The sequence below is a fragment of the Paenirhodobacter ferrireducens genome (assembly GCF_004022265.1).
Classification (GTDB): Bacteria; Pseudomonadota; Alphaproteobacteria; order Rhodobacterales; family Rhodobacteraceae; genus Rhodobacter; species Rhodobacter ferrireducens.
Genome location: NZ_SAVB01000006.1, coordinates 84,309 through 103,000, shown reverse-complemented (window position 1 = coordinate 103,000; position 18,692 = coordinate 84,309). Strand labels below are relative to the sequence as shown.

Here is an 18,692-nt window from a genome sequence, read left to right as displayed (position 1 = left end):
GGCTTACTTGTCCACGAAGAGGTCGATGCGCTGGCGGAACTTGGTGCCGTCATGGGCGACCGCATCGAGATGGATCAGCCAGGCCCCCGGCGCCAGCGCCACCGGCGCCGAGAAGATCCCGCCCGAGAAGGAGAACTCGGGCTCGACATCCTCGCTGGCCATGGTGGTGCGGCCGACGAGGGCGTTCAGGGTGGCCACCCGTGCGGGCAGCCCCCCCTTGTCGCGGATCACCAGCGAAAGGACGCCGCGGTCATAGGTCGGCTCGACCACCCAGCCGAGCTTTTCCTGCGCGGCACGGTCGGCGTCGAAGGTCTGCGACGCCACGTAGGAGTTCGACACCTCGAGCCCGGGGAAGGTCTTCACCGCCTTCACCGCCATGGTGACGTTGACGGCGATGACGATGCCGAAGAAGGCAAGTGCGATCAGCAGGACCTTCCGGCCGGTCAGGGGTTTTCCCATTCTGTGCTCCTCAGTGATGCTGTTCACGGCCATTGAACACCGCTTCGGCCGCAGCCCGGTCGGTGCCCTTCACGTCTTCAACCCAGATCTTGATCTCGGACCGGTCCTCGCGGGCCATCTTCGACCCGGCCGGCGCCTCGATATAAAGACGCTGGGTCGAAAGCTGGTCGGCAGGTGCGGTCACCGTATCGCCCGGCTGGCCTTCGAGCGTCAGCGTCAGCGGCGCGCGCTCTTCATGGTCCTCCGTGGTGACCGAGATCCGGTAAGTGGTCGCCTCGCCATGCTTGTTGCGCAGCCGCAGCGTGTAGATGTTGCGGATCGAGCCGTCGCCCTGCACGACGTAGAGCGGGTCGCGGTTCGGGGTGACGTTGAAGTCGATCGGCGAGCGCATGAACAGCGCCACCACCAGCCCGATGCCGATGCCGGCCCAGAGGGTGAAATAGAGGATCGTGCGCGGCCGGAAGATGTGCTTCCAGACATTCGTCGGATGCTCGCCCGCGCGTTCCTTCGCCTCGTCCTTCAGCGCGATGTAGCCGATCAGCCCGTGCGGCTTGCCGACCTTGTCCATCATCTCGTTGCAGGCGTCGATGCACAGCCCGCAGGTGATGCATTCGAGCTGCTGGCCGTTGCGGATGTCGATGCCCATCGGACAGACGTTGAAACAGGCCTGACAGTCGATGCAGTCGCCGTTGCCCGCGACGCCCGGCTTGCCGCGCGGCTCGCCACGCCATTCGCGATAGGCGATGGTGATCGTGTCCTCGTCCATCATCGCGGCCTGGATGCGCGGCCAGGGGCAGGCATAGATACAGATCTGCTCGCGCGCGAAGCCGCCGAAGGCGAAGGTGGTGGCGGTGGCGACGGCGATCGTGGTGTAGGCCACGGCCGAGGCCGAGCCGTGCAGCAGGTCATGCAGGAGCGTCGGCGCGTCGGTGAAGTAGAAGACCCAGGCACCGCCGGTGGCGACGCCGATCAGGAGCCACAGCGTCCACTTCGTCATCCGCTTGCGGATCTTCTCGAAGTTCCACTTCTGCCGCAGCAGGCGGATGCGGGCGTTGCGGTCGCCCTCGACGATGCGCTCGACGAGGATGAAGAGGTCGGTCCAGACCGTCTGCGGGCAGGCATAGCCGCACCACACGCGCCCCATCGCCGAGGTGAAGAGAAAGAGCCCGAGCCCCGCCATGATGAGAAGGCCGGCGACGAAGTAGAACTCGTGCGGCCAGATCTCGATCATGAAGAAGAAGAAGCGCCGGTTCGCCAGGTCGACGAGCACCGCCTGGTCAGGCAGCGCCGGACCGCGATCCCAGCGGATCCACGGGGTGATGTAGTAGATGCCCAGCATCAGGGCCATCAGCACCCATTTCAGGGTACGGAAATGACCCTTCACACGGCGCGGGAAGACGGGTTCGCGCGCGGCGTAAAGCGGGCCGGATTCACTCGGTTCGGTGGAGCTCACAGGTCTCTCTCCGTTGTCTGATCTCTCAATTCCGGTCCCTTCTGCTATGGCAGGACCGGAAAGGCTTTGACATGCGTCAAAATTGCAGATTTCTGATACAGGATATGCCGGCCCGGGAAAAGGAAACCCCGCACGCGCAGGCGGCGGGGCGATTGCATCGTCCGGCAGGAAAAACACCGGCGCCCCCAGGAAACGCGCGAACAGGACGGGGCGCCGGTGCCACCCGGGGGGCTTCGGATCGCTCCGCAGTCCCCCGAATTTCTTGTGTTACTGACCGCCGCCCAGCGAGTGGACGTAGGCCGCGACCGAACGGATCTGCGCTTCGCTCAGACGCGCCGTGCCGCCTTCGGGGGCATAGCTCCACGAGGGCATGACGCCCGCGCGGCCGAATTCGACGGTCTTCGTGATGGTGGCCTGATCGCCGCCATAGAGCCAGATCGCGTCGGTCAGGTTCGGAGCGCCCATCTCCTGCATGCCCTTGGCGTCTTCGCCGTGGCACGCGGTGCAGTTGTTGGCGAAGACCTCCGCGCCGGCCGTGGCCTTGGCGGCATCGGCCTGCTGGCCCGAGATCTGCAGCACGTATTGCACGACGTCGTCGATCTGGGTCTGGTCGAGCAGACCGTCGGTCAGGTGCGCCGGCATCGCCGCGGCCGGGTTGGTGTCCGGATCCAGCGGGTCACGGATGCCGTGCAGCACGTCGGTGTAGATCTGTTCGATCGTGCCGCCATGCAGCCAGTCGCTGTCGAGCAGGTTCGGGAAGCCCGGGTTGCCGCCCGCGCCCGCGCCGTGGCACTGCGCACACCAGGTGCGGAACACCGCGCCGCCGGCGTTGCGGGTGAAGTCGACCAGTTCCGGATCGTTGGCGATCTGGTTCAGGTCGGTCGCCACCAGCTTTTCCTCGATCGGCTTGTTGGCGTCGGCATACTTCTGGATGTCGGCCGCGACATCGGCGCGGGTCGAGCTGTGCAGAAGGCCCGGCGTCGCCCCCGAGGCGAAGATCGGCCAGGCCGGCATCGCGATCGAATAGGCCACACCCCAGACGATGCAGGCGTAGAAGGTCCACAGCCACCAGCGCGGCAGCGGATTGTTGTATTCGGAAATGCCGTCCCACGAATGGCCCGTGGTCTCGACTTGCTTCTTGGTGGTCGGTTTTTTGCTCATGTCCACGCCTCCTTACAACGTGGCGCCGTCGTCCTTGCAGCAGCCGTCCTTGCAGCCGCCGCCAGAACAGGCGGGTTTGTCATCATGTCGGAAGGGGATGCTTGCCGTATCGTCATGGACCCGGCGCGAGCCAGGGCGCAGCGCGAAGACGACGGCTCCCACGAAGACAAGGAGCATCGCCAGCGCAGCCCAGCTGTCGGCGAATTCACGGAAGATATGGTAGTCCATCCCCTGCCCCCTCAGCGACTTGCCACGGGTTGGAAGGTCGAGAAGTCGACCATCGTGCCGAGAACCTGCAGATAGGCGATCAGCGCATCCATCTCCGAAATGCCGGGCTGGCCATCGAAGTTGCGGATGTTGACCTTCGCGCCATACCGTTCGGTCAGGCCATCGGTATCGCCGTCAGGATTGACCTGCGCGGCGAAGTCGGCCTTCGCGTTGGCGATCATCTCGGAGGTGTAGGGCACGCCCACGAGCTGATCGGTGTTGAGACGGTCCTCGATATAGGTGGGTTCGATCATGCGGGTCTTGAGGAACCCGTATTTCGGCATCACCGATTCCGGCACGACCGATTGCGGGTTCGTCAGGTGGTCCACATGCCACGCATCCGAGTAGCGGTTGCCGACGCGGGCGAGGTCGGGCCCCGTCCGCTTCGAGCCCCACTGGAACGGGTGGTCATACATCGACTCGGCGGCGAGCGAGTAGTGACCGTAACGTTCCACCTCGTCGCGCATCGGACGGATCATCTGCGAGTGGCAGACATAGCAGCCCTCCCGCACGTAGATGTCGCGGCCCGTCAGCTCGAGCGGGGTGTAGGGACGCACGCCTTCCACCTTCTCGATGGTGTTCTCGAGATAGAACAGGGGCGCGATCTCCACGATGCCGCCGATGGTGACGACGAGGAAGGAGAAGATCAGCAGCAGCGTGGCGTTCTTTTCGATGACGCCATGTTTGTCCAGAAGTGCCATCTGCGGATCTCCTTATTCGGCCGGAACTGCGGCGACCGAGGCGGCGGCAGCGCGCGGCTGCTTGGCGACGGTGGCCCACAGGTTGTAGGCCATGATGCAGGCGCCGGTGAGATACATCACACCACCCAGACCACGCACCACGTACATCGGATGCTTCGCGGCGACGGTGTCGGCGAAGGCGTTCACGAGGAAGCCCTGGCTGTCGACTTCGCGCCACATCAGGCCTTCCATGATGCCCGTCACCCACATCGACGCGGCGTAGAGCACGATGCCGATGGTGGCGAGCCAGAAGTGCCAGCTCACGAGCTTGGTCGAGTAGAGCCGTTCACGCGACCACAGTTTCGGCACCAGGAAGTAGAGCGCGCCGAAGGTGATCATGCCGTTCCAGCCGAGCGCGCCCGAGTGCACGTGACCGATCGTCCAGTCGGTGTAGTGCGACAGCGAGTTCACCGCCTTGATCGACATCATCGGACCTTCGAAGGTCGACATGCCGTAGAAGCCGACCGAGACCACCATCATCCGGATGACCGGGTCCGTGCGCAGCTTGTCCCAGGCGCCCGAGAGCGTCATCAGGCCGTTGATCATGCCGCCCCACGAGGGCATCCACAGGATCACCGACATCACCATGCCGAGGGTCGAGGCCCAGTCCGGCAGGGCGGTGTAGTGCAGATGGTGCGGACCGGCCCAGATATAGAGGAAGATCAGCGCCCAGAAGTGCACGATCGACAGCTTGTAGGAATAGACCGGGCGTTCAGCCTGCTTCGGCACGAAGTAGTACATCATGCCCAGGAAGCCCGCGGTCAGGAAGAAGCCCACCGCGTTATGGCCGTACCACCACTGCGTCATCGCGTTCTGCACACCCGAGAACACCTGCACCGACTTCGAGCCGAAGATCGACACCGGGATCGCGAGGTTGTTCACCACATGCAGCATCGCGATGGTCACGATGAAGGACAGGTAGAACCAGTTGGCCACGTAGATGTGGGGTTCCTTGCGCTTGAAGATGGTGCCGAGGAAGGTGATCAGATAGGTGACCCAGACGATCGTGATCAGCCAGTCGACGTGCCATTCCATCTCGGCGTATTCCTGCGACTGGGTCGCACCGAGGATATAGCCCGAGGCCGCGGTCACGATGATCAGCTGCCAGCCCCAGAACACGAACCAGCCAAAGGCCGTGCCACCGAAGAGACGCGCCGCCGAGGTGCGCTGCACCACATAGAACGACGTAGCGATCAGCGCGTTGCCACCGAAGGCGAAGATCACCGCCGAGGTGTGCAGCGGCCGCAGCTTGCCGAAGTTCAGGTAGCCCTGGGCCCACTCGAAGTTGAGCGCCGGGAAGGCGAGCTGGAAGGCGATGATGACGGCGACGAGGAAGCCCACGATTCCCCAGAACACCGTCGCGATCACGCCTGCGCGGATAACGCCGTCAAAATATTCGCTTTCGGAGGGTTTCGGCCCTCCCATGGTGCGCAGCACCCAGATGAACGCGATCGCTGCTGCCAGCATGATCTCGATCGCGTTCACCATGTACGGAAGATCGCGCGCGTAGTTGGCCGCGATAGCGGCGAGCACCGCTACCAGACCAAGCGCGATCAGCTTGATGTAATCCCACATGTTGTGCGTCCCTTCGTCTTGTCTTCCCCCCGTTCCCAGAATCGGTCGATCCGGGGCGGGAAGTTTCGACTATCGCTCTTGTGGTCTCAGGGTATGCCTGATGCCTTGATCTGTATCAAATCAATCACGAGGGGGTGAGCTCATTCGCCGCAGGATCGTCCCCGGCCAGCAACACACTTGATCGGGATCAAGGTATTCCCCATGTCATAGAGCTAGTTTGCGCCCAGGAAGCAGACGCGGAGGACAAAAACCATGGCTTACAAGACCTTGTTGACGATCGTGACGGATGTTGCGGCCGCCAAGGCACAGCTGGATGCGGCGGTCGCCGTCGCCCGGCAGGAGGATGCGCATCTCGATGTCCTGTGCATGGGCGTCGACCGGACCCAGACGGGGTATTACTACGCCGGGGCAACCGCCTTCGTACAGCAGGAGACGCTCGACCGCGCTCAGGAAGAGGCGCGCGAGATCGAGACCGCGGTGAAGGCCCGTCTCGAGGCCGAGGACATCCGCTGGAGCGCGGAAGCGGTCGTGGTGCAGATCGGCGCGATCGCCACCGTGGCCGGGCTGCGCGCCCGCTTCGCCGATCTCGTCATCATGGGCCGGCCCTACGGCAAGGGCCGCGGCCAGGAGATCGAGGCCGCGATCGAGGCCGCGCTCTTCGAGGGGCAGGTGCCGGTGATGATCGTTCCCGACAATTATGCGGGCGCGGTCGGCGCGCGGCGCGTGGTCGTCGCATGGAACCAGTCGAACGAGGCGATGAGCGCGATCCGCAAGGCCCTGCCCTTCCTGAAGGCGGCCGAGCTGGTCGACATCACGGTAATCGACCCGCCGCCGCACGGCCCGGAACGCTCGGACCCCGGTGGCCAGCTGAGCCAGATGCTCGCCCGCCACGGCGTGCATGCCGAGGTCTCGGTGCTGGCAAAGACGATGCCGCGGGTGTCGGACGTGCTGAACCGCCACGTGCGCGAGACCGAGGCCGACATGATCGTGATGGGCGCCTATGGCCACTCGCGCTTCCGCGAGGCGATCCTCGGCGGCGCCACCCGGCACATGCTGGAACTGGCCGAAGTGCCGGTGCTGATGGCGCATTGACGAAATCCACTCCGCGAACGGAAGCGGCGCCCCTCAGGGCGCCGTTTTCACATGATCGGCCGCCGCATGACATCAATGACAATGGACCCGGCCGGCCTTCCGGTCCATGTGGCAGCACTGACCGGGCGGCGAGGATTTGCGACACCCTCCCCCGTGCGCAACCGGCGTGCCGGCTGCTTCCGGCCGAACAGTCAGATGGATCAGGCCGACCGGCTGCGCCGCGGCGGCGCTCGCCAACATCAAGGCAAAGGCAAAAGCAAAACGGATCATGTCCCATCCTTTTAACAATCGTTAACAGGATAGGGGGCAGTGCCTCTCCGTCGCAAGAGCGGTCGCCAAGTTCAGACGTCTTCCAGTCTAGACGAGGAAACCGCCGTCACTGTCGTCGCCGGCCTCGATCAGCAGCCGGTCCATGTCCGGCACCGTGACATGGCGCTTGCCCTCGAGCTCGATCACCCCGTCGCGCTTCAGCGCCGAGATCTGCCGGCTCACCGTCTCGAGCGTCAGGCCAAGATAATCGGCCATCGCCTCGCGGGTCAGCGGCAGATCGAAAGTCATCCGCCCGGCCGCCGTGCGCAGCTTGATCGAGGCATCGCGGCGTGCCACGATCGACAGCAGCGAGGCGATCTTCTCCCGCGCCGTCTTGCGCCCCAGCAGCAGCATCCATTCGCGCGCCGCATCAAGCTCATCGAGCGTCATCTGCAACAGCCGCTGCGCGATGTGGGGCGTGCGCTCCATCATCTCCTCGAAGGGCTTGCGGCGGAAGCAGCACATCAGGATATCGGTGGTGGCGGAGACATTGTAGGTCGCGCTCTCGCGCCCCGGCCGTCCGACGAAGTCCGAGGGCAGCAGCAGCCCCACCATCTGCGTGCGCCCGTCCTCGAGCGTCTGCGTCAGCGTCGCGATGCCCGAGACCACTGAGGCCACGAAATCCATCTTGTCGCCCGACCAGATCACCGTCTGGCCGGCCTCGAAGCTGCGGTAATACTTGATCGATTCGAGTTCTTCGAGCTCGTCCGTCTCGCAACGGGCGCAGACGGCACGGTGCCGAATCGGACAGTCCCCGCAGGCGAGGGAGACCGGATGCACGTCGTCGTGAGCCATCGTTGCCACTTGATTTGGGTCAATTCGCGTTTCGTTTTCTCCTCCTAAAGATAGGCGCATGGAACAGGAATCGCAACTCACCCGGCTCGGGCTCTTCGACGCACGGGTGCCCCGCTATACGAGCTACCCGACCGCGCCCCATTTCTCGACCGAAGTGGGGCCGTCGCTTTTCGCCCAGTGGATCGAGGCGATCCCCGCCGGGTCGCAGATCTCGCTCTACATGCACGTCCCCTTCTGCCGCCGGCTGTGCTGGTTCTGCGCCTGCCGCACCCAGGGCACGCAAAGCGACGAGCCGGTGCGCGCCTATGCCGAGACGCTGCTGAGCGAACTGAAGATGCTGAAGGAGCGGCTGGCGCCGGGGGTCACCCTGTCGCGGCTGCACTGGGGCGGCGGCACGCCGACGCTGATGCCCGCCGACATGATGCGCCGGATCGCAGCCGCGGTCTTCGATGCCGTGCCGATGGGCGAGGGCGGCGAGTTCTCGGTGGAGATCGACCCGAACGAGATCGACGCCGCACGGATGGATGCGCTCGCCGAAAGCGGGCTCAACCGCGCCTCGATCGGGGTGCAGGACTTCGACCCGCAGATCCAGCAGGTGATCGGCCGGGAGCAGAGCTATGAGGTGACGAAGGCCGCCGTGGACATGATCCGCGACCGCGGCGTCGCCAGCCTGAACGCCGACATCCTCTACGGCCTGCCACACCAGACGCCGACGAAGATCGCGGAATCGGTGCAGAAGCTGCTGTCGCTCGGCCCCGACCGGGTGGCGCTTTACGGCTATGCCCATGTGCCGTGGATGGCGCGGCGACAGACGATGATCCCCTCGGACCACCTGCCGACGCCGCAGGAGCGGCTGGAACTCTTCGAGGTCGCGCGCAAGCTCTTCGTCGCCGACGGCTATGACGAGATCGGCATCGACCATTTCGCCCTGCCGACCGACGGGCTGTCGGTCGCGCAGAAGGCGGGCAAGCTGCGGCGCAATTTCCAGGGCTACACCGATGACCTCGCCGAGGCGCTGGTGGGCATGGGCGCCTCCTCGATCTCGCGCTTCCCGCAGGGCTATGCGCAGAACGCCCCGGCCACCGGCGCCCATACCGGCGCGATCCGCGACGGGCATTTCTCCACCGCCCGCGGCCATGTTTTCACCGCCGAGGACAAGATGCGCGCGCGACTGATCGAGGCACTGATGTGCGACTTCCGCGTCTCGGCGGCCGAGCTGGTCGCCGATTACGCCGCCGATCCGGCCGAGCTGTCCGCGATGTTCCGCAGCTGTGCCGCGCAGTTCGAGGACATGGTGAAAGTGACCGCCGGGGGGCTCGAGATCCCGGAAAAGGGCCGCCCCCTCACCCGGATGATCGCACGCCATTTCGACGCCTATGACCTGTCGAAGGCGGGCCACAGCTCGGCGATCTGAGTCACGGCCGAGGGACAGAAGGAGGGGGCGCCAGCGGGCGCCCCCTTTCTGATCCGCCCCTCCCCTGCCCCGGTCACAGGTGCCTCCGGCGGGAGTATTTGGGCCAAGAAAAAGCCGATGCCCTTTTCCCTGGAGGAAATACTCCCGGGGGCGCGGGGGCAGGCAGCCCCCGCCGCGGCCTCAGCCGGCACGCCCGGCGGCCTCGACGAACTCCACCAGCCGCGGCAGGCAGATCGTCTGCAGGTCGTATTTCTCGAGGATCGTTGCGCGCGCGGCCACGCGCAGCGGATCGTAGCGCGCGGGATCGGCCAGCGCCTCGGTCAGCGCAGCAGACCAGCCCGCGACATCGAAGAAATCGACGAGCCGCCCGTTCACCCCGTCCGTGATCACCTCGCGCAGGGGCGCGGTGTCCGACGCCACCACCAGCGCCTGCGCCGCCATCGATTCCATCAGCGACCAGCTCAGCACGAAGGGATAGGTCAGATAGGCATGCACCCGCCCGACCTGCAGGATCGAGACGAAATCATTGTAGCTGACGCGGCCGAGGAAATGCACCCGGCTCAGATCGAGCCGGTCACCGACCTCGGCCAGCATCTTCTGCTTCCAGCTTTCCGCGTCCTTCGGTGCGCCGCCATAGCTCTGCCCCTCCTCGCCGACGATCAGCACCTGTGCCGCCGGGCGCGCCTCCATCACCGCGGGCAGCGCCCGCATGAAGGTGTGAAAGCCGCGATAGGGTTCGAGCGAGCGGCTGACGAAGGTCAGCACCTCGTCGCCCGGGCGGAAAGTCAGCGTCGTGCCCGGCACGGTGAAGCGCGCCGCCGGGTCGGGCTTCACCCGCTCGGTGTCGATACCGTCATGGCATACGGTAATCTTTGCGCGCAGCTCGGGCGGGAAGGTGCCGGCCTGGAACGCGGTGGGCGAGAGCGCCGCGTCGGCCTGCACCATTGCCTGGATCAGATGCGCCGAGCGCGCGGTGGTCGAGATCCGGCTTTCCAGCCCCGGGCGGGCGAATTCCGGATCGAAATCGGTGTCGAGCCCGGTGGTACGATACATCAGCTCGGCATAGACGAGCAGCTTCGCCTCGGGCCAGACCTCTTTCAGGTAAAGCGTCTCGCCCCAGCCGGAATGGCCGAAGATCACATCGGGCACATAGCCGTAGCGTTCGCGCAGGGTGCGGGCGGCAAAGGCCGCGCGCAGGCCGCGTTCGCTGACCTCGGCATACATCCGCGTCAGCCGCGGTTCGATCGTCACCGCGTCGGGCTTGCGGTATTTCACCACCCGCACCGGCGAGGGGCGGGTGTTCGTCTCGACGGTCAGCGCCAGCACCTGATGGCCGCGCGCCTGAAGCGCCGGGGCAAGGCGGGGAAACTGCCCCGGGAAATTCTGGTGAACAAACAAAATCTTCAAACACTGTCTCCAAGTGCGGCCGCCATCAGCGCCCGGGTGTACTCGGTCTTCGGTGCGGCAAAGATCTCGGCCGCGGGGCCGGCCTCGACCACGTCGCCGCGGCGCATCACCAGCACCTTGTGCGCGAGCGCCCGCACCACGCGCAGATCGTGGCTGATGAAGAGATAGGCAAGGCCATGGCGGCGCTGCAGTTCGCGCAACAGCTCGACGATCTGCACCTGAACCGTCATGTCGAGTGCCGAGGTCGGCTCGTCCAGCACCACGAGCCGCGGCCGCAAGATCATCGCCCGGGCGATGGCGATGCGCTGCCGCTGCCCGCCCGAGAATTCATGCGGATAGCGTTCCATCATCGCCGGGTCGAGCCCGGTCTCGGCCATGATCTCGGCCACCATCTCGCGCCGGTTGCGGCCGGGCTCGAGGCCATGCACGGTCAGCCCCTCGGCGATGATCTGCTCGACCGTCATCCGCGGAGAGAGCGCGCCGAACGGGTCCTGGAAGACGATCTGCATGTCGCGGCGCAGGGGTCGCAGCGCCCGCGCCTGCCAGTGCGAGATCTCCTGCCCGGCGAAGGTGATCGGCCCCTCGCTCTCGATCAGGCGCATCAGGGCAAGGGCGAGCGTGGTCTTGCCCGACCCCGACTCCCCGACGATGCCCAGCGTCTCGCCGGCGCGCACGCTCAGCGTCGCGTCGTTCACCGCCTTCACATGGCCCACGGTGCGGCGCAGGAGCCCGCGCTTGACCGGGAACCAGACCTTGAGGTGATCGGCCTTCAACAGCTCCGCCGCATCCGCCGGCACCGGCTCGGCCCGGCCCGTCGGCTCGGCCGCCAGCAGCTTGCGGGTATAGGGGTGCTGCGGGTTGGCAAAGATCTCGGCCGCCGGGCCCTGCTCGACGATCTCGCCCTGGCTCATCACGCAGACCCGGTCGGCGATGCGCCGCACCACCCCCAGATCGTGCGAGATGAACAGCAGCGACATTCCCTCCTCGGCCTTCAGCTCGGCCAGAAGCTCGAGGATCTGCGCCTGGATGGTGACGTCGAGTGCGGTCGTGGGCTCGTCGGCGATCAGCAGGTCAGGCCCGTTCGCCAGCGCCATCGCGATCATCACGCGCTGGCGCTGCCCGCCCGAGAGCTGATGCGGGTAATCGGCAAGCCGGGTCTCGGGCTCGGGGATGCCGACGCGGGTCAGCAGTTCGAGGATGCGGGCGCGCGCCTCGGGGCCGCTCAGCCCCTGATGCAGCGCGAGGCTCTCGCCGATCTGCTTCTCGATCGTGTGCAGCGGGTTGAGCGAGGTCATCGGCTCCTGGAAGATGAAGCTGATGTCATTGCCCCGCACCCGGCGCAGCTCGGCCTCGGGCGCGCCGATCATCTCGGCGCCGGCATAGCGCACCGAGCCCTCGAGCACCGCGTTCGGCCCCAGAAGGGCCACCGTCGACAGCGCCGTCACCGACTTGCCGGACCCGGACTCGCCCACCAGCGCCACGGTCTCGCCCTTGTTCACGGCAAAGCTGACCCCCTTCACCGCGGGCACAAGCCGGCCGTCGGCGCGGAAGGAGATGCGCAGGTTCTCGACCTGGAGGACGGGGGTCATTTGAACACCTTTCTGGGGTCGAAGGCGTCCCGCACGCCCTCGAACACGAAGACGAGCAGCGAAAGCATGATCGAGAAGGTGAAGAAGGCGGTGAAGGCAAGCCAGGGCGCCTGCAGGTTCTGCTTGCCCTGCAGCGCCAGTTCGCCCAGCGACGGCGCGGAACTCGGCAGGCCATAGCCGAGGTAGTCGAGCGAGGCGAGGGTCGAGATCGCGCCGGTGATGACGAAGGGCAGCATCGTCAGGGTCGCCACCATCGCATTGGGCAGGATGTGGCGGAACATGATGACCCGGTCGGCAACGCCAAGCGCGCGGGCGGCACGCACGTATTCGAAGTTGCGCGCGCGCAGGAACTCGGCCCGCACCACGCCGGTCAGCGCCGGCCAGCCGAAGAGGATGACGATGAAGACCAGCAGCCAGAAGCCGCGCCCGAGGATCGCGAAGAGGATGATGATCACGTAAAGCGAGGGGGTCGAGGACCAGATCTCGAGCAGGCGCTGCAAGATCAGGTCGGTGCGGCCGCCGAAATAGCCCTGCACCGCGCCCGCCGCGATCCCCACCACCGAGGAGATCGAGGTGACGATCAGCGCAAACAGCACCGAGGTGCGGAAGCCGTAGATCACCCGGGCGAGCACGTCGCGCGCGGTGTCGTCGGTGCCCAGCCAGTGCTGTGCATCAGGGGCGGACGGCGCGGCGCCGACGTTGTTGATGGTGCGGTAATGGTAGGGGATCGGCGGCCAGATCATCCAGCCGCGCTCGATTTTCTCGCCGCCGACAGTGCCGGTGGTCTTCGCCTCGGCCATCGTCTCCTCGGGCGTGTCCCAGCATTCCTCGCGCCCGCCGGTGACGATCAGGCATTGCACCGAGGGGTCGCGATAGATCGCCTCGGTGCGGAAATCGCCGCCGAAGGCGGTTTCCGGGTAGAAGCGATAGGCCGGCACGAAGACCTCGCCGCGATAGCGCACGAGGATCGGCTTGTCGTTCGCGATCACCTCGGCAAAGAGCGACAGCACGAAGAGCGTGGCGAACAGCACCAGCGACCAGAAGGCGCGGCGGTTGGCGCGGAAGTTGCGCCAGCGCCGGGCGTTCAGCGGCGACAGGATCATCAGCCGGCCCTCCGCTCGAAGTCGATGCGCGGATCGACGAAGACATAGGTCAGGTCGCTGAGGATGCCGACGACCAGCGAGATCAGTCCGAACACATAGAGCGTGCCGAAGATCACCGGATAATTGCGCTCGACCGCCGCCTGGAAGCCCAGAAGCCCCAGCCCGTCGAGCGAGAAGATCGTCTCGACGATGATCGAGGAGCCGAAGAAGACGCCGAGGAAGGTGGCCGGGAAGCCCGCGATCACGATCAGCATGGCGTTGCGGAAGACGTGGCCATACAGCACCTTGCGCTCGCTCAGCCCTTTCGCCCGCGCGGTCATCACATATTGCTTGTTGATCTCGTCGAGGAAGGAGTTCTTCGTCAGCAGCGTCATCGTGGCAAAGCCCGAGATCGTCATCGCCACCGTCGGCAGGGTGATGTGCCACAGGTAGTCGAGCGCCTTGCCCGCCATGCTGAGGCTGTCGAAATTGTCCGAGGTCAGGCCGCGCAGCGGGAAGATCTTCCAGAAGCTGCCGCCGGCGAACAGAACCATCAGCATCACCGCGAACAGGAACGACGGGATCGCATAGGCGACGACGATCGCCCCCGAGGTCCATGTGTCGAAGGGCGAGCCGTCCTTCACCGCCTTGCGGATGCCAAGCGGGATCGAGATCAGATAGGCGAGCAGCGTCGACCACAGCCCGAGCGAGATCGACACCGGCATCTTCTCGAGCACCAGCTCGACCACGGTCTTGTTGTGGAAGAAGCTCTTGCCGAAATCGAAGGTTAGGTAATCGCCCATCATCGTGACGAAGCGCCGCCAGGCCGGGATCTTTTCCTTGCTGCAGGCGGGGTTCTTCAGGTCGGGCGCCACCCCCTCGGGGCAGGTGATCCGCGCAAAGCCCATCTGCACCTCGAGCTGCGCCAGCAGCTCGGGCGAGATGCCGCGCGCGCCCTGATAGCCGCCGTCCTCGACGCCGCCCTGCCCCTGCGTGCCGGCGTCGCCGCCGCCCGAGAGGTTGCGCATCGTGTCCGCCTCGCCCTGCACGCGCGCGACGATCTGCTCGATCGGCCCGCCGGGGACGAATTGCGTCAGCGTGAAGTTGATCAGCATGATCCCGAACAGCGTCGGAATCACCAGAAGCAACCGCCGCAGAATATAGGCACCCATGCCTGCCCGCCCTTTCGTGCCGCCTGTTGGCTCAGAACGCCCCGGCCGCTTTCAGCTTTTCGCCCTTTTCGGCGTTGTACCACCAGAAGTCCAGTTCGCCGAGCGCATGCGGCGGCAGCGCGGCGGGGTGCTCGTACATGTCGTAATAGGCGACGGTGTAGCTCGCCTTGAACCATTGCGGCACCCAGAAGTGGAAGGCGCGCAGGGCCCGGTCAAGTGCATGCACACGCGGCGTCAGCTCGTCTTGCGTCTGCGCCTCCTCGACCAGCCGCACCAGCCCGTCGATGCCCGGGTTCGCAAGCCCCATGGCGTTGAACGCATCCCCCGCCCCGGCCGACCCGAAATACTGCTGCAGATCGGCGCCCGGGATCTCATTTTGGCCAAGCGAGGTGGTGATCATGTCATAGTCATGCGAGCGGCGCCGGTTCTCGTATTGCGCGTCGTCCACCCGCGCCATCGCGGCGTCGACGCCAAGCGCGCGCAGGTTCTCGACATAGGGATTGATGACTCGGTCGAAGCTCTGGTCGTCGTTCAGGATCTCGACCTTCAGCGTCTCGCCCTTCGCATTGCGCCGCATCCCGTCGTCGGCCACCGGCCAGCCCGCCGCATCCAGCAGCGCCGCCGCCTTGCGCAGGTTGCCGCGGTCAAGCTGGCGCTTGCCGGACACCGGCGCCATCGCCACCGGATCGGTCAGCACCCCTTCGGGCAGATCGGCGGCGAAGGGTTTCAGGATCTCGGCCTCTTCGGGCGTGGGCGTGCCGGTCGCGGCCAGCGGCGAGTTCTCCCAGATCGAGTTCACCCGCGCGTAAAGCCCATAGAACAGCGTCTCGTTCGACCATTCGAAGTTGAACATCAGCCCGAGCGCCTCGCGCACGCGGATGTCCTTGAACCGCTCGCGCCGCAGGTTGATGGCAAAGGCCTGTCCCGAGGCGACATTGCCATTCGGCAGTTCCGCCTTCACCACCTGCCCCTTGGTCAGCGCCGGGAAGTCATAGCCCGTCGCCCAGGCAAGCGAGCTCGCCTCGTTGCGGAAGGTATAGCTGCCGGCCTTGAAGCCCTCGAAGGCGGCCTGATAATCGCCGTAATACTCGACGCGGATCTTGTCGAAGTTGTAGCGCCCGACGTTGATCGGCAGTTTCGCGCCCCAATAGGCCGGGTTGCGCTTCCACACCACGGTGCGGCCGTTCTTGGCGCTGTCGAACATGTAGGGGCCCGAGCCGATCAGCGCCGCCTGCGAGGATTTCGCCAGGTCGATGCCGTCGCGCGCGAACTCCGCCTTCGAGAACACCGGCAGCCCGCCCGCCGACTGGATGATGTCGCGCCGAGGAGAGCCCGGCACGAAGGTGAACTTCACCCGTTTCGGATCGAGCACCTCGACCGAGGCGATCTGCTGCGCCACCACCGCGCGGAAGCTCGACAGCCCCTTGTCGCGCAGCTGCTCGTAGGAAAAGAGCACGTCCTCGGTGGTCAGCGGCGTGCCATCCGAGAAGGTGATGCCGTCGCGCAGGGTGAAGATCACCCAATCCTTCGAGGCCGGGTATTCGAGGCTTTCGCACAGCAGGCAATAGGCCTCGCCCACGGTGTCGTCGGTGCCGGTCAGCATCGATTCCTGCGAGATCGAGGACAGCGCCGCCGCCCGCCCCTCGAGCGTGTAGGGGTTGAAGTTGTCGAAGCCCCCCGGCGCCCATTCCGAGATCTCGCCGCCCTTCGGCGCCTCGGGATTGACGTAATCGAGATGGGCGAAATCGGGGCCGTATTTCAGATTGCCCAGCGTCGAGATCGCCGTGGCGGTGATCGTCTCCTCGGCCCGGGCCCCGGCCGCGACCCCCGCCCAGAGCGCCGCGCCCAGCAGCAGTGCCCCGACCATCCGTCCCGCACCATTGCCCTGCATCCGCCGCACCGCGACCACCGATCCCGTCATCCGTCTCTCCCGTATCTTGCCCGCCCAGCTAAAAGGGCATCGCGCCGGGGTGCAAGTTGCAACTGCGTGAGAGCATGGCAAAAGGGCCGCCCCCGCGGGACGGCCCTTCCGGAATGCGATCCGATCGGCCTTTCGGCGATCAGTTGCTCAGGCTTTTCAGATAGGTGATGACGTTGTTGCGATCTTCCGCCTTGGGCAGACCGGCGAAGGACATCTTGTTGCCCGGGATGTAGTCCTTCGGACCGCTCAGCCAGTCGTTCAGCGCCTCGAGCGTCCATTCGCCGCCATGCGCCTTGAGCGCGTCGGAATAGCCGAAGCCCTCGACCGAGGCGACCGGACGGCCGACGACGCCGTCAAGATGCGGGCCGGTGGCGTTGGTGCCGTCGACCTTGTGGCAGGCCTTGCACTTGCCGAAGACCTTGGCGCCCTTCTCGGCATCGCCCTCGCCCAGCACGATCTGGACCTCTTCCACCGGCGCCGCGGCGGCCGCGTCACCGCCGCCCGCGCCACCCGGCGCGGCGGTCATCATCGCGACCTCGGTGCCGTCGGCCGCGACATGCGTGCCGGAGACGAGCGAGAACAGCTTGCCCGAGGCGCCATTGGCGACGAGGAAGAACAGGAAGGCGCCCAGCACGCCGCCCGCAGCCTTGGTGATCGTGGTCGAATTGAGCATGACTCGCCCCTGAGTTTCTCTGTCCAGTTGCCGGCACTTACCCGGTTTGCCCCCTTCCTTTCAAGATTTTTTGAAGAAAGCCCTGAATTCGGCGCCTTTTGTCGCGCCCGGGCGCGTTTTCGGCTGCCCCGTCGGCGCGATCCGGCTTTTCCTGTGCGCGCGCGCGGTATAGGCAGACCGCAGCTGCAGACGGAGGAACCAATGAGCATTCAGCGCAAAGGCGTGATCGCATTCCAGGGCGAACCGGGCGCCTATTCGCACGAGGCCTGCCGCGAGGCGCGCCCGGACATGGAGGCCCTCCCCTGCAACACCTTCGAGGAGGTGATCGAAGCGGTGCGCCGGGGCGATGCCGATCTCGCGATGCTGCCGGTCGAGAACTCGACCTATGGCCGCGTCGCCGACATCCACCGTCTCCTGCCCGAATCCGGGCTGCACATCCTTGACGAGCTTTTCGTGCGGGTGCGGATCTGCCTGATGAGCGTGCCGGGCCGCAAGCTCGACGAGATCACCGACGTGCGCGCGCATCTGGTGCTGTTGCCGCAATCGGCGCGCTTCCTGCGCGAGCATGGCATCACGGGGCATGCTGCCGCCGACAGCGCCGGTGCCGCGGCGGATCTGGCGCGCAGCCAGGCCCCGGGCGAAGGCGTGCTGGCCTCGGCCCTTGCCGCCGAGATCTATGGCCTAGAAGTGCTCGCCCATGACATCGAGGACCACGCCCACAACACAACCCGATTCCTGGTGATGGGGCGCGAGCCCGACCTGAAGCGGCGCGGCCACGGCCGGATGATGACCACCTTCGTGTTCCGCGTGCGCAACATCCCGGCCGCGCTTTATAAGGCGCTTGGCGGCTTCGCGACGAATGGCGTGAACATGACCAAGCTCGAAAGCTACATGGTCGACGGCAATTTCACCGCGACGCAGTTCTATGCCGACGTCGAGGGCCACCCCGACGACAGCAACCTGCGTCTCGCACTCGACGAGCTCGACTATTTCACCTCGAACATGGCGTTGCTCGGCGTCTATCCGGCCGACCCGCGCCGCCACGGCTGAGCCTGCGGCGCCACCCCGTCGCGGGCGCCAGACCGCGCCGCCGCGAAGCGCGTGTAGAGCGCGGCACCGAACGTTGCGACGCGCTCTTCGAAGCTGCGATCGAGCCGGCTGCGGCCGAGCTTTGCCGATTGCAGCAGCAACCGAGCGCCCAGCGTGCGCGGCCGCGCGTCGAGCATCACATGCAGCCGCGAGCGCCCGGGCGCGAGCACGGTGATCTGCAGCGAGAGCAGCAGCTCGAAGCCATGTGACTTGCCGCTGTAGTCGATCGCCGCGGGGCGTTCGAAGCGGATGATCTCGGCGGTCAGCTGGCGCAACCGGCCGCGGAAGTGAAAGCCGACATCCCACGACATCCCCGGCCCCGGCACCGCGCGCGCATCGATCCGGCGCAGGCTGACGCCCCGGCGCCGCGCCGCATGCTCGAAGGAGGCAAAGTCGGCGATCTGGTCGAAGACAAACTCCGCCGGGGCGGCGATGTCGACACGGCTGGAGAACTTCATGCCGGGGTTCCTTGAACGGTCGCTGCCCGGTGGGCT

Annotated in this window: 18 protein-coding genes; 3 read left to right on the top strand and 15 right to left on the bottom strand. The window is 66.0% G+C overall.

Features of this window, described 5'->3' with window-relative positions; translation table 11 throughout:
* Window positions 1-3: 3 nt before the first annotated feature.
* From EOW65_RS06285 to ccoN, 6 genes are all read right to left on the bottom strand, one after another.
* Window positions 4-459, bottom strand: a complete 456-nt coding sequence (locus tag EOW65_RS06285) for a FixH family protein (protein WP_128148122.1) — start codon at window positions 457-459, stop codon at window positions 4-6.
* Between the two features lie 10 nt (window positions 460-469).
* Complete coding sequence (gene ccoG / locus EOW65_RS06280; protein ID WP_128148121.1) at window positions 470-1,912, bottom strand: cytochrome c oxidase accessory protein CcoG; 1,443 nt, start codon at window positions 1,910-1,912, stop codon at window positions 470-472.
* 267 nt (window positions 1,913-2,179) lie between these two features.
* Window positions 2,180-3,073 (bottom strand): cytochrome-c oxidase, cbb3-type subunit III, encoded by an 894-nt coding sequence (gene ccoP / locus EOW65_RS06275; protein WP_128148120.1) that lies wholly within the window; start codon window positions 3,071-3,073, stop codon window positions 2,180-2,182.
* A 12-nt stretch (window positions 3,074-3,085) separates the two neighbouring features.
* Window positions 3,086-3,301, bottom strand: coding sequence for a cbb3-type cytochrome c oxidase subunit 3 (locus EOW65_RS06270; protein ID WP_121533778.1), 216 nt, complete (start codon window positions 3,299-3,301; stop codon window positions 3,086-3,088).
* Between the two features lie 11 nt (window positions 3,302-3,312).
* Window positions 3,313-4,041: a cytochrome-c oxidase, cbb3-type subunit II gene (gene ccoO, locus EOW65_RS06265; RefSeq protein ID WP_128148119.1), complete on the bottom strand. Its 729-nt coding sequence runs from the start codon at window positions 4,039-4,041 to the stop codon at window positions 3,313-3,315.
* 12 nt (window positions 4,042-4,053) lie between these two features.
* Complete coding sequence (ccoN, locus tag EOW65_RS06260; protein WP_128148118.1) at window positions 4,054-5,655, bottom strand: cytochrome-c oxidase, cbb3-type subunit I; 1,602 nt, start codon at window positions 5,653-5,655, stop codon at window positions 4,054-4,056.
* 252 nt (window positions 5,656-5,907) lie between these two features.
* On the opposite strand from ccoN, the gene EOW65_RS06255 reads away from it, so the two are divergent.
* Window positions 5,908-6,747 (top strand): universal stress protein, encoded by an 840-nt coding sequence (locus EOW65_RS06255; RefSeq protein ID WP_128148117.1) that lies wholly within the window; start codon window positions 5,908-5,910, stop codon window positions 6,745-6,747.
* A gap of 72 nt (window positions 6,748-6,819) precedes the next feature.
* Here the strand turns inward: EOW65_RS06255 and EOW65_RS06250 are convergent, their stop codons facing one another.
* Together EOW65_RS06250 and fnrL are read right to left on the bottom strand one after the other, a co-directional pair.
* On the bottom strand, window positions 6,820-7,017 hold the full coding sequence (locus tag EOW65_RS06250; protein WP_128148116.1) for a hypothetical protein: 198 nt from the start codon (window positions 7,015-7,017) through the stop codon (window positions 6,820-6,822).
* Window positions 7,018-7,104: 87 nt separating this feature from the next.
* Entirely contained in the window at window positions 7,105-7,851 is a 747-nt protein-coding gene (gene fnrL / locus EOW65_RS06245; protein ID WP_128148115.1) for a transcriptional regulator FnrL, read from the bottom strand.
* A 58-nt stretch (window positions 7,852-7,909) separates the two neighbouring features.
* Between fnrL and hemN the strand changes: the two genes are divergently transcribed.
* Window positions 7,910-9,265: an oxygen-independent coproporphyrinogen III oxidase gene (hemN, locus tag EOW65_RS06240; protein ID WP_128148114.1), complete on the top strand. Its 1,356-nt coding sequence runs from the start codon at window positions 7,910-7,912 to the stop codon at window positions 9,263-9,265.
* Window positions 9,266-9,445: 180 nt separating this feature from the next.
* On the opposite strand, the gene EOW65_RS06235 is transcribed toward hemN, so the two are convergent.
* The 6 genes from EOW65_RS06235 to EOW65_RS06210 all read right to left on the bottom strand — a co-directional run bounded on the left by EOW65_RS06235 (window position 9,446) and on the right by EOW65_RS06210 (window position 17,109).
* Window positions 9,446-10,672 carry a glycosyltransferase gene (locus tag EOW65_RS06235; protein WP_128148113.1) on the bottom strand — a complete coding sequence of 409 codons (1,227 nt, stop codon included), beginning with the start codon at window positions 10,670-10,672 and terminating at the stop codon, window positions 9,446-9,448.
* Window positions 10,669-12,261: an ABC transporter ATP-binding protein gene (locus EOW65_RS06230; protein WP_128148112.1), complete on the bottom strand. Its 1,593-nt coding sequence runs from the start codon at window positions 12,259-12,261 to the stop codon at window positions 10,669-10,671. The genes EOW65_RS06235 and EOW65_RS06230 overlap by 4 nt, the downstream gene beginning before the upstream one ends.
* The gene (locus EOW65_RS06225; RefSeq protein WP_128148111.1) at window positions 12,258-13,364 is read right to left on the bottom strand and encodes an ABC transporter permease; all 1,107 of its coding nucleotides are present in this window, start codon (window positions 13,362-13,364) and stop codon (window positions 12,258-12,260) included. Before EOW65_RS06225 ends, EOW65_RS06230 begins: the two co-directional genes overlap by 4 nt.
* Window positions 13,364-14,515 carry a microcin C ABC transporter permease YejB gene (locus tag EOW65_RS06220; protein WP_128148110.1) on the bottom strand — a complete coding sequence of 384 codons (1,152 nt, stop codon included), beginning with the start codon at window positions 14,513-14,515 and terminating at the stop codon, window positions 13,364-13,366. The genes EOW65_RS06225 and EOW65_RS06220 overlap by 1 nt, the downstream gene beginning before the upstream one ends.
* Before the next feature lie 31 nt (window positions 14,516-14,546).
* Complete coding sequence (locus tag EOW65_RS06215) at window positions 14,547-16,436, bottom strand: extracellular solute-binding protein (protein WP_128148109.1); 1,890 nt, start codon at window positions 16,434-16,436, stop codon at window positions 14,547-14,549.
* A 139-nt stretch (window positions 16,437-16,575) separates the two neighbouring features.
* Entirely contained in the window at window positions 16,576-17,109 is a 534-nt protein-coding gene (locus EOW65_RS06210; RefSeq protein ID WP_128148108.1) for a c-type cytochrome, read from the bottom strand.
* Between the two features lie 201 nt (window positions 17,110-17,310).
* Between EOW65_RS06210 and EOW65_RS06205 the strand changes: the two genes are divergently transcribed.
* The gene (locus EOW65_RS06205; protein ID WP_128148107.1) at window positions 17,311-18,159 is read left to right on the top strand and encodes a prephenate dehydratase; all 849 of its coding nucleotides are present in this window, start codon (window positions 17,311-17,313) and stop codon (window positions 18,157-18,159) included.
* Here EOW65_RS06205 and EOW65_RS06200 read toward each other — a convergent pair.
* Complete coding sequence (locus EOW65_RS06200; protein WP_128148106.1) at window positions 18,129-18,656, bottom strand: SRPBCC family protein; 528 nt, start codon at window positions 18,654-18,656, stop codon at window positions 18,129-18,131. The genes EOW65_RS06205 and EOW65_RS06200 overlap by 31 nt on opposite strands.
* Window positions 18,657-18,692 lie beyond the last annotated feature (36 nt).

Excerpts from the sequence above, each read along its gene's own strand:
- EOW65_RS06215 (WP_128148109.1), bottom strand. The coding sequence starts at position 16,436 with ATGACGGGATCGGTGGTCGCGGTGCGGCGGATGCAGGGCAATGGTGCG.
- EOW65_RS06200 (WP_128148106.1), bottom strand. The coding sequence starts at position 18,656 with ATGAAGTTCTCCAGCCGTGTCGACATCGCCGCCCCGGCGGAGTTTGTC.
- EOW65_RS06270 (WP_121533778.1), bottom strand. The coding sequence starts at position 3,301 with ATGGACTACCATATCTTCCGTGAATTCGCCGACAGCTGGGCTGCGCTG.
- fnrL (WP_128148115.1), bottom strand. The coding sequence starts at position 7,851 with ATGGCTCACGACGACGTGCATCCGGTCTCCCTCGCCTGCGGGGACTGT.
- ccoO (WP_128148119.1), bottom strand. The coding sequence starts at position 4,041 with ATGGCACTTCTGGACAAACATGGCGTCATCGAAAAGAACGCCACGCTG.
- ccoN (WP_128148118.1), bottom strand. The coding sequence starts at position 5,655 with ATGTGGGATTACATCAAGCTGATCGCGCTTGGTCTGGTAGCGGTGCTC.
- hemN (WP_128148114.1), top strand. The coding sequence starts at position 7,910 with ATGGAACAGGAATCGCAACTCACCCGGCTCGGGCTCTTCGACGCACGG.
- EOW65_RS06220 (WP_128148110.1), bottom strand. The coding sequence starts at position 14,515 with ATGGGTGCCTATATTCTGCGGCGGTTGCTTCTGGTGATTCCGACGCTG.
- EOW65_RS06230 (WP_128148112.1), bottom strand. The coding sequence starts at position 12,261 with ATGACCCCCGTCCTCCAGGTCGAGAACCTGCGCATCTCCTTCCGCGCC.
- EOW65_RS06225 (WP_128148111.1), bottom strand. The coding sequence starts at position 13,364 with ATGATCCTGTCGCCGCTGAACGCCCGGCGCTGGCGCAACTTCCGCGCC.
- ccoP (WP_128148120.1), bottom strand. The coding sequence starts at position 3,073 with ATGAGCAAAAAACCGACCACCAAGAAGCAAGTCGAGACCACGGGCCAT.
- EOW65_RS06250 (WP_128148116.1), bottom strand. The coding sequence starts at position 7,017 with ATGATCCGTTTTGCTTTTGCCTTTGCCTTGATGTTGGCGAGCGCCGCC.
- EOW65_RS06285 (WP_128148122.1), bottom strand. The coding sequence starts at position 459 with ATGGGAAAACCCCTGACCGGCCGGAAGGTCCTGCTGATCGCACTTGCC.
- EOW65_RS06205 (WP_128148107.1), top strand. The coding sequence starts at position 17,311 with ATGAGCATTCAGCGCAAAGGCGTGATCGCATTCCAGGGCGAACCGGGC.
- EOW65_RS06210 (WP_128148108.1), bottom strand. The coding sequence starts at position 17,109 with ATGCTCAATTCGACCACGATCACCAAGGCTGCGGGCGGCGTGCTGGGC.
- EOW65_RS06255 (WP_128148117.1), top strand. The coding sequence starts at position 5,908 with ATGGCTTACAAGACCTTGTTGACGATCGTGACGGATGTTGCGGCCGCC.